Origin of the sequence: Solirubrum puertoriconensis (genome assembly GCF_001483135.1) — a bacterium.
GTDB lineage: Bacteria > Bacteroidota > Bacteroidia > Cytophagales > Hymenobacteraceae > Solirubrum > Solirubrum puertoriconensis.
The window spans coordinates 560,999-573,944 of record NZ_LNAL01000008.1; the positions used below are offsets into that span (position 1 = coordinate 560,999).

Sequence of the window (12,946 nt, forward strand, 5' to 3'; positions counted from 1 at the left end):
TACCGGCTAAACCTGGGTGCGGGGCAGCGTGAACTGTACGGTGGTTCCTTGGCCCGGGGTGCTGTTGATAGTCAACTCGCCGCCTTGCCGCCGCACAAATGCTAGGCAAAGCGGCAAACCCAAGCCTGTGCCCGAACGCGCCCGGCCTACAGTGTGGCGTGGGGCTGCCGCCCGGTTAGGATCGAGCAGGGCCTGAACTTGCTCTTCGGGCATGCCGAAGCCGGTGTCTGAGACACTTACCGTTACCATGCGGTCGTCGGGGGTGAGCACGGCACCTAGGCGAATGATGCCACCTTGCGGAGTGCATTTTAGGGCATTACTCACAAGGTTGCGCAAAATGGTGCGCGTCATGTTGGCATCGGCCCACGCCGAAAGTCCTTCGGCTGCGGCAACGCTCAGGCAAACCTGGCGGGCTTGGGCTGCGGTGCAGTGCAGGGCCTCAACATCGCGCAGCAACTCACCCAGCGGCAATTGCTGGGGCTGAAAGGCTAGCTCGCCGGTTTGCGTAACGGCCCAGTTCAGCAGATTGTCGAGCAAGCTGTTCAAGTGCTGGGCCGATTGGCGCACTTGTTCGGGCAAACGGCGCAAGCCTTGCTCGTCGCCGGTGCGCAAGTAAAAATCGATGAGCTCCGTTACGCCCACAAAAGAGGTGACGGGGCCCCGCAAATCGTGCGCTACAATGGAGTAGAGGCGGTCTTTGCTAGAGGCAAGCTGCTGGGTTTGTGCATTGGCACGCTCTAACGCTGCGTGGTTGGCCGCCAGTGCGCGCTTGCTGCGCCGCAATTGCCACGACAGCCCCCCCACACCTACCAGCCCGATTACCAAAGCCCCTACCGCAATACGTAGCTCGCGGTTGCGCAACTGCTGCAGCTCGGTGCGCTGGGTAAGCAGCCGTATCTGGTTTTCTTTTTCGGCGGTTTCGTAGCGCGACTGCAGCGCCGACAGGGTACCCAGGCGGGCCCGGCTGTTAAGGGTATCGTTGAGGGCTTCGTAGCGCTGCCGCCACTCGTAGGCCTGGCGGTACTGCTGGCGCGCGGCCTGAATGTTAGCCATCAGGTCGTAGCCATCGAGCACGCGTTCCAAGAACCCAATGCGGCGGCCTTGGGCCAATGCTTTTTGGGTGAGTTCTTCGGCTTCGTCGAGTTTTTCGGTAAGCAGCAATACGGTGGCCAATAGCTCCTGTTGGCTGGTTACAAAGCGCGGGTTGTTGGCCGCTTCGCTGAGCTCCAGTGCTTTCCGCAACAGGCCTTCGGCAATACCGTAGTTGCCTATTTGCAGGTAGTGGGTGCCCAGGTGCCCTAGGTACATGGCCTCGCCTGCACGGTCGCCGGAGCGGCGGGCAAGCTGCGTAGCCTGGCGCGTGTACTGCATGCCCTTTGGGTGCTGGCCCTCGTAAAAAAAGAGGCCCCCCAGGTTGCCGTACAGCATCAGTTGCGTACGCACACTAACTCCAGGGTTGCGCACGCGCATCAGGGCCTGGCGGTAGTTGGCCCACGCGTTTATAGTATCGCCACGTTCGTGGTGGATGCTGCCCATGGCGGTGTAGCCCCGCACGATGCCATCGGTGTTCTGCAGCTCCTGTGCCAGCAGCAAGGCCTCTTGCTGAAGCTTAAGGGCATGAGGACCATCGGAAAGGTTGGCGTAGCAGCTGCCTAGGTGCAGCAAGGCCCGCATAAGGCCGGGCTTATCCTCAATGCCGCGAGCTAGGCGCACAGCTTCTTCGCCGTAGCGCACGGCCTGGGTAGGCGTATGGTCGTGCAGGGCGTAGCACAATTGGCTTAGCACCCGTACCCGACCGGTGTCGGCGGGTAAGGCTGGCAGGCTCTGTCGCAGCTGAGCCACTTGGAGCGAATCTTGGGCTTGAGCAGCTAGCGTAGCCCACAACCAAATGCATATAAGCCCAGGCAGAAACCGCCCCATGCTGACGACGAATTTACGCGGAGGTGGTAGGGAGGATTTCCTGGCTAATATAACAACACTTATATACAGTTTTGCAATAGGTAGTTAGAGCCAGCAAAACCAACATTGGCGGCGCTGCAAATGGGTATGGCGCAGGAACTCTGCCAAGGGCGCTAGTTTGGTAAGCAACGATGTAAGCGTAATGATGCGGCCGTCGTGCAGGTGCAGGCGCACGTACTCGTACTTGCTCCAGAACACGCGCCGCGTGCGGCATACGACGTACTCCACTTGGGCAATATCGCGCCGCTCGAAGGGCAATTGGTAAGGGCCTTCGTACACTTCCAGCACGTTGCGCTTGGGCTCAAACAGCAGGGTGGTGCGGCGGTTGTGGCGGTAGTACTGCCAGTGCAGCGCAAAGCTCGGCAACGCAAACCCCAGCACAGCCCCTGCCAATACGGTTATTAGCACAATTTCCCAAATGCCAACTGGCCTACCCAGGGCATTGATAACGGGTGGCAAACCCACAGACAGCGTAGCTATGGGCCAAGTAAGCAGGTACACCCCGCGCCAATAGTTTGCCTGAAACACGGTGCGTTTGCGCCCAAACAGGCCCAGCACCCACTGCAGCGCCAGCGCAATCAGCCCAATGCTTACCGCCAGCTCCAGCAGCGGGCCTAGTACTCTCCGCATCAGCGCACCACGATGTACGGTTCGCCAGCCTGGCGGGTGCGTAGCTGGCCAAACGGCTCGGCCGGTACGCCTGCTTCGCGTAGCAACTGCTCCACAGCGGTGCGGCCCTCGGGCGCTACGCACACCAACAGGCCCCCCGAGGTTTGCGGGTCGCAGAGCCAGTGGCGTTGCTCTTCGCTGATGTCGCCGCCAAATCCCGACACCTTGTGGCCGTACGAATCCCAGTTGCGGTGCGTGCCGCCGGGTATGGCTTTCTGTTGGCGGTAGGCCTCGGCGGCGGCAATGCGCGGCACCTGTGCAAAGTCGATTTCGGCCGTGAGTTGGCTGCCCTCGGCTACTTCGGCCAGGTGGCCCAGCAAGCCAAAACCGGTTACATCGGTCATGGCCTTCACCTGGGGCAACTTACCTAGGGGTTCGCCCAGCTTGTTGAGCTGCATCATCTGGCGCGGGGCCAGCTGCGCGTCGGCTTCCGTGAGCAAACCTTTCTTCTGCGCCGTGGTGAGCATGCCCACGCCCAAGGGTTTGGTGAGGTATAGCAGGCAGCCCTCCGTGGCGGTGTCGTTGCGCTTCAGGTTGGCTATATCAACCAAGCCATTCACGGCCAAACCGAAGATGGGCTCCGGCGAATCGATGCTGTGCCCGCCAGCCAGCGCAATGCCGGCTTCGGCGCAAATGCTGCGGCTGCCTTCAATCACGCGCCGGGCCACTTCGGGCGCCAGTTTATCGATGGGCCAACCCAGCACGGCAATAGCCAGCACTGGGCGGCCGCCCATGGCGTACACATCCGAAATGGCATTGGCTGAGGCAATGCGCCCGAAATCATATGCATCATCAACGATGGGCATAAAGAAATCGGTGGTGCTGATAAGCGCCTGGCCCGTGCCTAGGTCGTACACGGCCGCGTCGTCGCGCGAGGAGTTGCCCACAAGTAGGCGTTCATCGTGGGGTTGCGGCACGGTGGTGTGCAAAATCTGATCGAGCACTTTCGGCGCGATTTTGCAGCCGCAGCCAGCGCCGTGGCTGTATTGCGTCAGGCGAACGGCTTCGGGTGCGGTAGGAGCGAGCGAATCGGGGTTCATATCAGTATCAGGTCGAAAATACGGGCGTTGCAGCTACAACCCGCGGCCGCGTTATACTTCCCAGGCGGCGTGCTGCAGCACCACGCGGTAGCCGTCGGGGTCTTCGAAAGTAAGGCCGCGCGCATCCCAATACGGGTTGTGCGAGGGTACGGGCGCAAAACCAGCGCCTCGCATGCGGGCCACGGCCTGTTGCCAGGCAGCAGCGTCGGGCATGTAAAACACAAGCAAGTGCTCGGCCGAAGGCGCGCCGCCGGCTGGGCAGCCACGCTCGTGCGTAAACTCGAGGTGGTACGGCGCCTGTGGGTGGCCCAGCATCAGGCCATCGAAGCCGGCGTGGTCTTCGAATGAGCCGAGCACCTCAAAGCCTAGCCCCTCGCGGTAAAAAGGCAGCAGCGCCGCCAGGTTGTTGGTAGGCCGGGCCACGCGTAGCTTAGGGACCATGCGGAGCAGGCGCGGCCGAAGCCGCCGAAAGTTGGTTGGCTGCGGCCAATACGAGCTCGGCATTTACCGTAGGGTCGCAGGTATCCGACGGTACCCGCACCATGGGCACTTTGCCTGCACGGTCGTCGAGGCCGTGGCTGTAGGTTTTGTCGTAGTAGCCGAGGGCAATGCCCACCATCTTCTCCATGTCGCCGGCATCAATAGCCGCCAACGCCTCCTTGGCCATCAGCCCGCCAAGTTTTTTCTGAATTCGCTCGATGGCTTGGCGCAACAGTTCGGGCTCGTGGCGGCCGTACTCTTCGGCCAGCTTGCGCGTACGCACCGGCCTAGGTATATCGAGCACTATCAGCGGGGCTTGGCGCAGCCGCTCGTACAAAGTGCCGGGCAGGGCTACCGAGCCAATCGTGCGGCTTTCGTCCTCTACCCACAGCCTAGGTGCCTGCGCTGCTTGGCTGAGCTGCCAGGCCAAATCGTTTTCGAACTGCTCGGTGGTGGGTTGCGGCGGCAATCCAATGGCCCCAAACGAGGAGCCCTTGTGATGGGCCAAGCCTTCGAGGTCAATTGTGTCCTCGTGGTGGCGGGCGGCTAACACCTGCAGCACATCGGTCTTGCCCGAGCCGGTAAGGCCACCTAGGGCTACTAGCGGCCGGGGGCGGGCAAACTCGGCCAAGGCCCAGCGGCGGTAATCCTTGTAGCCTTTATCGAGCAGGTGCACCCGAAACCCGGCCAGCTCAAGCAGCCACTGCATAGCCCCCGAGCGCATACCCCCGCGCCAGCAGTGCAGGCGTACTTCCTTACCTGGGGCGAGCTTTTGGGCCTCGCGCACCATCTGGCTCATCTTCGGCCCGAAGAAATCCAGACCTAGGAGCACAGCTTTGTCTTGGCTTACGCGCTTGTACGTGGTGCCAATGCGGGCCCGCTCCTCGTCGGAAAAAATCGGAAAGCTTACCGCACCTGGTATGTGCCCTTGCTGGTACTCCAACGGCGCCCGCGCATCAAAAATGGGTGCATCGGCGGGGCCCGATAAGAACTCTTGAAGCGGCAGGCGAGGCATAGCAGGTACCGGGTGGGCTGAAAAGAGGGGAAGATGAGCCGCTTACTGCAGCTGGCGGCGGTACTGCTGAACGGTGTTTTCGAGCCCTAGGTACAGCGCGTCGCAAATAAGCGCATGGCCGATGCTGACCTCTAGCAAGCCCGGCAGCTCCTGCTTAAGGAAAGCCAGGTTATCGAGGTCGAGGTCGTGGCCGGCGTTTACTCCTAGGCCGAGTTGCTGCGCCAGCTCAGCGGCGGCGCGGTAAGGCGCCACGGCGGCTTCGCGGTCGTGGTGGTACTGCGTGGCGTAGGCCTCGGTATACAGCTCGATGCGGTCGGTGCCGGTGCCTACGGCGGCTTTCACCATTTCCAAGTCGGGGTCGAGGAAAATGCTCACACGGCAGCCCAGCAACTTCAGCTCGGCCACAATGCCCTGCAGGTACTCTTGGTGGCGAATGGTGTCCCAGCCGGCGTTGGAGGTAATGGCATCGGGCGCATCGGGCACCAGCGTTACTTGCTCGGGGCGAACTTCGCGCACCAAGTCGAGGAAATCGGGCGTGGGGTTGCCTTCTACGTTCAGTTCGGTGGTTACCACGCGCTTGAGGTCGCGCACATCCTGATAGCGAATATGGCGCTCATCGGGGCGGGGGTGCACCGTGATACCCTCGGCGCCAAATCGCTCACAGTCGCGGGCGGCTTGCAACACATCGGGGCGATTGTGGCCGCGGGCGTTCCGCAGGGTGGCTATTTTATTTATGTTTACGCTAAGCTTTGTCATATCCATTACGTGCCCGAAGCAATACGCCCGGCGGCTGCCAAAGATATAGTTCTAGCCCCGGTGGCGTACAATTTCTGTTCTTGCCTAAGGCAGGCTACACTACCGATCCGGCTTGCTGCCAAGTTTCAGAATCACCTGGGTTGGGTAATGGTTAGCCCGCCGGTATCGTACGTAGTAGCACCGGGCATGCCCATTGTGTTGCCAAAAGGACTAATCTTGCACCTCATTTTCTGCCGCTTCTGTTATGACGCTGAAAGAACGCATCGACGCCGATATCAAGAAGGCCATGCTGGCCAAAGACAAAGTTCGCCTTACCGCGCTGCGCAGCATTAAGTCGCAGATCATGCTGGCCGAAACCGCCGAGGGTTTTCAAGGAAGCCTCACGTCGGATGCCGAGCTGAAGCTGCTGAACAAAGCCGCCAAGCAGCGCCGCGAAGCCGCCGAGATGTACCAGAAGCAGTTTCGCTCCGACCTCGAAGAAGTAGAGCTGGCCGAGCTGGCCATCATCGAGGAGTACCTCCCCGCGCAGCTTTCCGATGCCGACCTCACCGAGCGCCTCGTTGAAATCATTTCGCGCGTAGGTGCCACGGGTCCTTCCGACCTAGGCAAAGTAATGGGCGTAGCCGCGCGTGAGCTGGCTGGCCAGGCCGATGGCCGCGCCATTTCGCAAGAGGTAAACCGCTTGCTGAACAATACCAATTTCTAATTGATGAGTCAGGGCTTAGTTAGATACGATCTAGGGAGGTTCTCTTTTTTCGGCTTAGCTAAGCTCGGATTTATTAATACCCAAAGCCTACCGAATGTCTGGCTTCGATCTTCTGTTGCTTGTGCCCTTGGCCGTGGGTGCAGTTAAAGGCTTTCGGCGCGGTATTGTGCTGGAGGTAGCCTCGCTGGTGGCTTTTGTGCTCGGCGTGCTCGGTGGCCTGAAGCTGCTGGGCGCGGCCATTCCGCTGGTGCGGCACTACGTAGGCGAAGCGTTTGGCATGCTGCCGCTCGTCTCGTTCCTGCTAGTATTTGCCATCATTGCCTGGGGAGTGCACATGGCCGGTGGTCTGCTGAAAAGCGTGGTACACCTTACGCCCCTAGGTGTGCTCGACAACCTGGTAGGCGGGGCAGCCGGTGCACTCAAGTGGATACTCGGGCTTAGCCTGCTGCTTTACGGCACCGGCTTGGCTGGCTTGCCCATTGCCCAACCTCTCACGCAGGATTCGGTGTTGCTGCCCGTAGTGGCCGAGGCTACCCCGCTGGCCCTGCAGGTAGTAGGCGTGGTGCTGCCGTTTGCCACCGAGCTGCTCAGCACGTTGCGGAACGTGTTTTAGTACCTAGGGCGTTTGCTGTCCGATGCGCCTGCTGCTGCTCGATAACTTCGACTCCTTTACCTATAACCTGCTCGATTACTTCTGCCAACTAGGCACCGAGGTAATCGTGCGCCGCAACGATGTCCCCTTGCCCGAGCTGCTTGCGCTGCCTTTCGATGCAGTTGTGTTGTCGCCAGGTCCAGGCACGCCCCGCCATGCGGGCAGCACCATGGCGTTGCTCGAGCAGGTGTACCAGCGCGTGCCGGTATTAGGTGTCTGCTTAGGCCATCAGGCTCTGGGCGAGTTCTTCGGCGCCGAGTTGGTGCGCGCGTCGCGGCCTATGCACGGCAAGATTTCGGAGATGGATGCAACGGTAGGAGAGGAGCTATTTGCGGGCTTGCCCCAGCGCATTCCTATTACCCGCTACCACTCGTTGGTGCTCCGTAACTTGCCAGCCGAGTTGGTGCCGCTGGCCTACACCGCCGATGCCGACCACGAACTGATGGCATTGCGCCACCGCGAGCTGCCGCTCTACGGGGTGCAGTTTCACCCGGAGGCATTGCTAACCATCCACGGACTGGCCATTCTGCGTAATTGGGCGCGGATTGCGTATCATTGCACAGGTGTGGCCACGCGGTTGACCACGCCCAAGACGCTTATTGAGAACGATGGAATTGCAGATTAAGCAGCACAGCGGATTCAAATATGTGGATGAGGGTAGCGGCGAGGTATTGCTGCTGCTGCACGGCTTGTTCGGGGCTCTTAGCAACTGGCAAGGCGTTATCGACGAGTTTGCACGCGATTATCGCGTTATCATACCCATGCTTCCCGTGTACGACATGCCCCTGACGCGGGCCGGCATTACGGGCTTGGTAGAGTTCGTAGAAGGCTTCGTGAAGACCATGGGCCTGAACGAGCCCGCTACCGTACTTGGCAACTCCCTAGGTGGGCACGTGGCGCTGGTGTATACCCTGCGCAACTCCGCGCGGGTGCAGCGCTTGGTGCTCACGGGTAGCAGCGGTTTGTTCGAAGACTCAATGGGCGGCTCTTTCCCGCGTCGTGGCGATTATGCCTACGTGCAGGAGCGCGTAGCCTACACGTTCTACGACCCCAAGGTGGCCACTAAAGAGTTGGTTGATGAGGTGTTTGACGTTACCAACTCCAATGCCAAGTGCTTGCGCATCATTACCATTGCGCGGTCGGCGCAGCGGCACAATCTCACCAAGGACCTAGGACGTATTCAGGTGCCGGTGCTCCTCATTTGGGGCCTGAACGACACCATCACGCCGCCCTTGGTAGCGCACGAGTTCCACCGGTTGCTGCCCAGCTCCGAGCTGCACTTCCTCGACCATTGCGGCCACGCCCCCATGATGGAGCGCCCGCAGGCGTTCAACCGCTTGCTGCATCAATTTTTGCAACAGCAGGTACCCCAGCCCACCATTAGCGCCTAGGTTGGCATTAGCTACGTAGCAAAATTGCTGCCCGACTCGTAGTTTGGGGCTAGTCAGGTGTTGCCGTGCTGCTTCGTGTGCCGCACGTGCAACCTACTGCACCCGTTGTCGCTTATATAGCTGCGACTAGTTTTCCACCGCTTACCCCGGGCTACCATGCACTCGATGCTCGCCGAAGACTTGCTGAACCAAATGATTCCGCCGCTGAAGGTTTCCGATTCGGCTGGCAAGGCAGCGCGTTGGCTGGAAGAATTCCACGTCGATCAGCTGCCGGTGGTGCAAAACCGCCAGTACCGGGGCATGATTACGGAGGCTGACTTAATCGACGTGGCTACCAACCCCGAGCAGTTGCTTGGCAGCGTACCGTTTGGCTTCGCCGAAGTACACGTGCAGCGCGACCAGCACTTTTACTCCGTAATGGAAATGGCCATCCGGAACAAGGTACAGCTGGTGCCCGTGCTCGACGACCAGCGCGAGTACCTAGGGGTTGTAACCGTTGGCGACACCTTGGCGGCGTTTGGGCAAATTCCGGGCAACGCCGGCGAAAGCGGCATTTTGGTGCTGTCGATGGAAGAGCGCGACTATTCGCTGAGCCAAATCAGCCGCTACATTGAGGAGAACAACGCCAAGGTACTTAGCTCGCACGTGGCCGAAGACGAATCGGACACGCGCCGTATTCGACTCACGCTCAAGCTGAATACCAGCAACATGGGGCGCATTGTAGCTACCTTGGAGCGCTTCGGGTACATCATTACGGCGCAGTTTAGCGGAGCCGGCGAAATCACCGAAGCCGACCAAGAGCGTCTCGATTCGCTGATGCGCTACCTGAGTTTGTAATCGGTGCGAATTGCAGTAGTTGCCGCTTTCCTGTGGATTGCGCTTTGGAGTACAGTCTCTGCTATCGGCGCAGAAAGGGTTCCCGTGTCCGTCACGGCCATGGCTTCGCCCGATTCGGTGCGTCGCTTTGCGGTAGATAGTTTGTTGGCTGCGCAGTGCCCTGGCTACTCCTTCGTTCGTGTGGGCCAGGTACTGTTCATCGGCAACGAGGTAACAAAAGAGCACATTCTGCGCGCGGAACTGGATTTTCGCGAAGGCGACACCATACAAGTAGCCGAGTTGGCCGCCCGCCTCGAGCGTAACCGAGCGCGGCTCTACAACCTGCAATTGTTCAACCAAGTGGCAGCCCAGGCAACCTGCCGCAACGGCGAGTTGATTGTGCTGTTCGGCTTGCAGGAGCGTTGGTACACCTTCCCCGTACCTATCTTCTCCTTCGCCGACCGAAATATTCGCTCCTGGCTCGATCGGCCCGACCGCTGGCGTCGTTTCGATTACGGCCTGCACCTTACACGCTACAACTTCAGGGGCCGCAACGAGCAACTGCTGGGTAACTTGCAGTTTGGCTTCAACCGCAAGTACGAGCTGTTTTACATTACGCCTTCCTTGGGTCGGTTTAGGCGCATGGGCATCTCCGTAGGCGCATCGCTGTTGCAGAGCCGCGCCCTCGATTACGACACGCGCAACGACCAATTACTGGCGCTGCGCACCGATAACACCTTTCCGGTACAGCGCTGGTACGTAACCGGAGGCCTGCGCTGGCGCCGTACCGTGCAACGCCTTACCACGCTCGAAGGCTACTACTATCACGAGCGAATATCCGACTCGGTACAACAGCGCAACCCAAACTACTTCCTGGGTACTCGGCAGCGCGCCTTTGTTGATGTAGTGCTGGCCCGCACACTCAACCAGCGCAATTCGTTTGCCTATCCGCTCAGCGGTTCTTTTCTGCAGGTCAGCCTTACGCAACGCTTTTTTGTTACCTCGGCTAGCCCACCCATTACCACGGTGGCCGGCCGGTATGCCCGCTATTTCGACCTAGGTAAAGGCTTTTACTACAGTGCCAGCGGCGAGGTGCGCCTCCGAATGGCGCAACGCTTGGCGTATGCCGATAGCCGCGCCCTAGGTTACCGGCAGGCATTGGTGCGCGGCTACGATGCCTTCGTGGTTGATGGGCGGCACTTTGGCGTAGTGCGGCAAGGTTTCTCGTACCGCGTTTTTGATGCGGGCCGGCTCAACCTGCCCATGCTCAGCGACCCGCGGCTTAATCGAGTGCCGCTCGTGCTCTATTTAAATACATTTGCCGATGCCGGGTACGTAGCCGAGCGCTCAGTACCGGTTACCAACCGCCTGCCCAATCAGTTGCTCGCCAGCTTAGGGCTGGGTTTGCACCTGGTTACCTACTACGATCGGGTTTTCACGTTGGAGTATGCCCGAACACTCGAAGGTTTTGGCGGCTTCTTTTTTCGTACCGAATTTCCCATTTAAGCAGCTCTTCAATCCAGGGCTTCACTTATGCGCATAGCCATTCAGGGAAAACCGTTCGAGGCCGATATGGCACCGCACCTGCAACAGCTCTTCGACGACCTAGCGGCTCGTAATGCTGGTATAGCTGTTGCCGAATCTTTTCGCGAGTACCTGCAGCACCTGCGCCTACCCGAAGTTATTACCACCTTTAAGCGGGGTGATTCGCTAAAGGGCACCGATTTCGTCCTCAGCATCGGCGGCGACGGTACCCTACTCGACACCGTTACCTACGTTGGTAAACACGAAATTCCTATCCTCGGTATCAACACCGGGCGGCTTGGTTTTTTATCAACGGTACCACCCGATCGTATTCCGCAGGCCATTGATGCCTTGTTCCGGGGGCACTTCACGCTCGATCGTCGGAGCCTGATTCACGCCGATACCGACCCCGACGTGTTCGGTGGACTCGATTTCGGCTTGAATGAGTTTTCCATTCTCAAGCGCGATTCGTCGTCGATGATTGTTGTGCACACTTACATCGATGGCGAGTATCTTAATTCGTATTGGGCCGATGGGCTAGTGGTTTCAACCCCAACGGGTTCGACGGGCTACTCGCTGAGTTGTGGCGGACCGGTTATGCTGCCCCAAACCAACAATTTCATCATTGCTCCCGTATGCCCCCACAACTTGAACGTAAGACCGCTCATTGTGCCCGATCATAGTGTTATCTCGTTCGAAATCGAGGGCCGAAGCAACAACTTCCTGTTGTCGCTCGATTCTCGCTCCGTAACGGTAGATGCTGGGGTGCAAATAGCCGTCCGACGCGAAAAATTCGACGCAACATTGGTGAAGCTTAATCATGTCAACTTCCTCAGTACATTGCGCAGCAAGCTTAATTGGGGACTCGACCGGCGGAACCCAGCTGGACTTACCCTGTAAAGCATCGGATTTTTTCTATGGATTGTTTTTAAAACCCAGAGTGCCTAGTACTTTTGCTGTTGACTGCAACCGTGCCCGCACGGATACCCCGCTCTCATAAACTCGATATTCTTAACCTCGCTCCACGTAGTATGAAGAAACTCTTGACTCTCACCTTGACGCTGGTACTGGCGCTGGTGCTGGTAGCCAACCAGGCGAGTGCCCAGCAGTTCAGTAAGCGGAAGCAGTATAACTCGGTGGGCGTGAGCCTGAACGCGATGAACTATTTCGGTGACATCGTGCCCAAGCCCAGCATTACCAGCTTGCGTTTTGCTGCTACCCGCCCCAACCTCGGCCTGAGCTTTACCCGTCGTTTCGCTCCGCGTATTTCGGCTCGTGGTACCTTGGCCTACGGCCGTATCACTGGTGACGACGCCAAAGCCGCCGACGATACCGATCCGGATGCTAAATACCGCTTCAACCGCAACATGAACTTCCGCAATGATATTGTGGAGCTGTCGGGTGTAGGTATTTTCGACCTAATTGAGAACCGCAACAACTACCTCAAGCGCCCTGACTTCGTACCCTACGTATTTGCAGGTGTATCGCTGTTCCACCACAACCCCAAGGCTCAAGATGCCAACGGCAACTTTGTAGCCCTTCAGCCCCTAGGCACCGAAGGCCAACGCGCAAATGGCGAAGGCACCTACGGCCTGTGGCAGGTATCTATCCCGTTTGGTGGCGGTGTGCGTTACAAGCTGAACAAGAGTTTTGACCTTGGCTTCGAAATCGGCTGGCGCAAAACCTTCACCGACTACCTCGATGACGTAAGCGGCAACTTTGCTCCCGACGAGCAACTGCTAACCGACCAGGCCCGTTATTTTGGCCGTGGCATCACTCGTAGCCAATCGGGCGAGTTTGCGAGCTTCACGACTCCTGGCCAGATGCGTGGCAAGAGCAATGAAGATGACTGGTACATCGTTACTGGTTTTTCGCTAAACTACATCCTCGCTCCTCGCGTTAAGAGCCCCAAATTCCGTTAATCAGTCGTTGGCTGCT

At 59.0% G+C, this 12,946-nt stretch carries 14 protein-coding genes; 8 read left to right on the forward strand and 6 right to left on the reverse strand.

Annotation, left to right across the window (positions count from 1 at the left end; genetic code table 11):
• Positions 1-6 precede the first annotated feature (6 nt).
• From ASU33_RS16595 to ASU33_RS16620, 6 genes are all read right to left on the reverse strand, one after another.
• Positions 7-1,842, reverse strand: a complete 1,836-nt coding sequence (locus ASU33_RS16595; protein ID WP_160328222.1) for an ATP-binding protein — start codon at positions 1,840-1,842, stop codon at positions 7-9.
• A gap of 162 nt (positions 1,843-2,004) precedes the next feature.
• Complete coding sequence (locus tag ASU33_RS16600) at positions 2,005-2,589, reverse strand: PH domain-containing protein (protein ID WP_059071952.1); 585 nt, start codon at positions 2,587-2,589, stop codon at positions 2,005-2,007.
• Positions 2,589-3,668 (reverse strand): selenide, water dikinase SelD, encoded by a 1,080-nt coding sequence (gene selD / locus ASU33_RS16605; protein WP_059071953.1) that lies wholly within the window; start codon positions 3,666-3,668, stop codon positions 2,589-2,591. Before selD ends, ASU33_RS16600 begins: the two co-directional genes overlap by 1 nt.
• Before the next feature lie 51 nt (positions 3,669-3,719).
• Positions 3,720-4,109 (reverse strand): VOC family protein, encoded by a 390-nt coding sequence (locus ASU33_RS16610; RefSeq protein WP_059071954.1) that lies wholly within the window; start codon positions 4,107-4,109, stop codon positions 3,720-3,722.
• Positions 4,099-5,163, reverse strand: a complete 1,065-nt coding sequence (gene mnmH, locus ASU33_RS16615; RefSeq protein WP_059071955.1) for a tRNA 2-selenouridine(34) synthase MnmH — start codon at positions 5,161-5,163, stop codon at positions 4,099-4,101. The genes ASU33_RS16610 and mnmH overlap by 11 nt, the downstream gene beginning before the upstream one ends.
• A 42-nt stretch (positions 5,164-5,205) precedes the next feature.
• Positions 5,206-5,919 (reverse strand): pyridoxine 5'-phosphate synthase, encoded by a 714-nt coding sequence (locus ASU33_RS16620; RefSeq protein WP_059071956.1) that lies wholly within the window; start codon positions 5,917-5,919, stop codon positions 5,206-5,208.
• Between the two features lie 244 nt (positions 5,920-6,163).
• On the opposite strand from ASU33_RS16620, the gene ASU33_RS16625 reads away from it, so the two are divergent.
• From ASU33_RS16625 to ASU33_RS16660, 8 genes are all read left to right on the forward strand, one after another.
• On the forward strand, positions 6,164-6,625 hold the full coding sequence (locus tag ASU33_RS16625; RefSeq protein ID WP_059071957.1) for a GatB/YqeY domain-containing protein: 462 nt from the start codon (positions 6,164-6,166) through the stop codon (positions 6,623-6,625).
• Positions 6,626-6,719: 94 nt separating this feature from the next.
• The gene (locus ASU33_RS16630; RefSeq protein WP_059071958.1) at positions 6,720-7,238 is read left to right on the forward strand and encodes a CvpA family protein; all 519 of its coding nucleotides are present in this window, start codon (positions 6,720-6,722) and stop codon (positions 7,236-7,238) included.
• Positions 7,239-7,260: 22 nt separating this feature from the next.
• Positions 7,261-7,902: an anthranilate synthase component II gene (locus tag ASU33_RS16635; protein ID WP_059071959.1), complete on the forward strand. Its 642-nt coding sequence runs from the start codon at positions 7,261-7,263 to the stop codon at positions 7,900-7,902.
• Complete coding sequence (locus ASU33_RS16640; protein WP_059071960.1) at positions 7,886-8,668, forward strand: alpha/beta fold hydrolase; 783 nt, start codon at positions 7,886-7,888, stop codon at positions 8,666-8,668. Before ASU33_RS16635 ends, ASU33_RS16640 begins: the two co-directional genes overlap by 17 nt.
• Before the next feature lie 156 nt (positions 8,669-8,824).
• Positions 8,825-9,505 (forward strand): CBS domain-containing protein, encoded by a 681-nt coding sequence (locus ASU33_RS16645; RefSeq protein WP_059071961.1) that lies wholly within the window; start codon positions 8,825-8,827, stop codon positions 9,503-9,505.
• A gap of 99 nt (positions 9,506-9,604) precedes the next feature.
• Positions 9,605-10,990 carry a POTRA domain-containing protein gene (locus ASU33_RS16650; protein ID WP_160328223.1) on the forward strand — a complete coding sequence of 462 codons (1,386 nt, stop codon included), beginning with the start codon at positions 9,605-9,607 and terminating at the stop codon, positions 10,988-10,990.
• A gap of 27 nt (positions 10,991-11,017) precedes the next feature.
• Positions 11,018-11,908 carry an NAD kinase gene (locus tag ASU33_RS16655; protein WP_059071963.1) on the forward strand — a complete coding sequence of 297 codons (891 nt, stop codon included), beginning with the start codon at positions 11,018-11,020 and terminating at the stop codon, positions 11,906-11,908.
• 131 nt (positions 11,909-12,039) lie between these two features.
• A complete protein-coding gene (locus ASU33_RS16660) occupies positions 12,040-12,930 on the forward strand; it encodes a DUF6089 family protein (RefSeq protein ID WP_059071964.1) in 891 nt (296 codons plus the stop codon).
• Positions 12,931-12,946: the final 16 nt, after the last annotated feature.

Excerpts from the sequence above, each read along its gene's own strand:
- ASU33_RS16660 (WP_059071964.1), top strand. The coding sequence starts at position 12,040 with ATGAAGAAACTCTTGACTCTCACCTTGACGCTGGTACTGGCGCTGGTG.
- ASU33_RS16620 (WP_059071956.1), bottom strand. The coding sequence starts at position 5,919 with ATGACAAAGCTTAGCGTAAACATAAATAAAATAGCCACCCTGCGGAAC.
- ASU33_RS16625 (WP_059071957.1), top strand. The coding sequence starts at position 6,164 with ATGACGCTGAAAGAACGCATCGACGCCGATATCAAGAAGGCCATGCTG.
- mnmH (WP_059071955.1), bottom strand. The coding sequence starts at position 5,163 with ATGCCTCGCCTGCCGCTTCAAGAGTTCTTATCGGGCCCCGCCGATGCA.
- ASU33_RS16610 (WP_059071954.1), bottom strand. The coding sequence starts at position 4,109 with ATGGTCCCTAAGCTACGCGTGGCCCGGCCTACCAACAACCTGGCGGCG.
- ASU33_RS16640 (WP_059071960.1), top strand. The coding sequence starts at position 7,886 with ATGGAATTGCAGATTAAGCAGCACAGCGGATTCAAATATGTGGATGAG.
- ASU33_RS16600 (WP_059071952.1), bottom strand. The coding sequence starts at position 2,589 with ATGCGGAGAGTACTAGGCCCGCTGCTGGAGCTGGCGGTAAGCATTGGG.
- ASU33_RS16650 (WP_160328223.1), top strand. The coding sequence starts at position 9,605 with ATGGCTTCGCCCGATTCGGTGCGTCGCTTTGCGGTAGATAGTTTGTTG.
- ASU33_RS16655 (WP_059071963.1), top strand. The coding sequence starts at position 11,018 with ATGCGCATAGCCATTCAGGGAAAACCGTTCGAGGCCGATATGGCACCG.
- selD (WP_059071953.1), bottom strand. The coding sequence starts at position 3,668 with ATGAACCCCGATTCGCTCGCTCCTACCGCACCCGAAGCCGTTCGCCTG.
- ASU33_RS16645 (WP_059071961.1), top strand. The coding sequence starts at position 8,825 with ATGCACTCGATGCTCGCCGAAGACTTGCTGAACCAAATGATTCCGCCG.
- ASU33_RS16635 (WP_059071959.1), top strand. The coding sequence starts at position 7,261 with ATGCGCCTGCTGCTGCTCGATAACTTCGACTCCTTTACCTATAACCTG.
- ASU33_RS16630 (WP_059071958.1), top strand. The coding sequence starts at position 6,720 with ATGTCTGGCTTCGATCTTCTGTTGCTTGTGCCCTTGGCCGTGGGTGCA.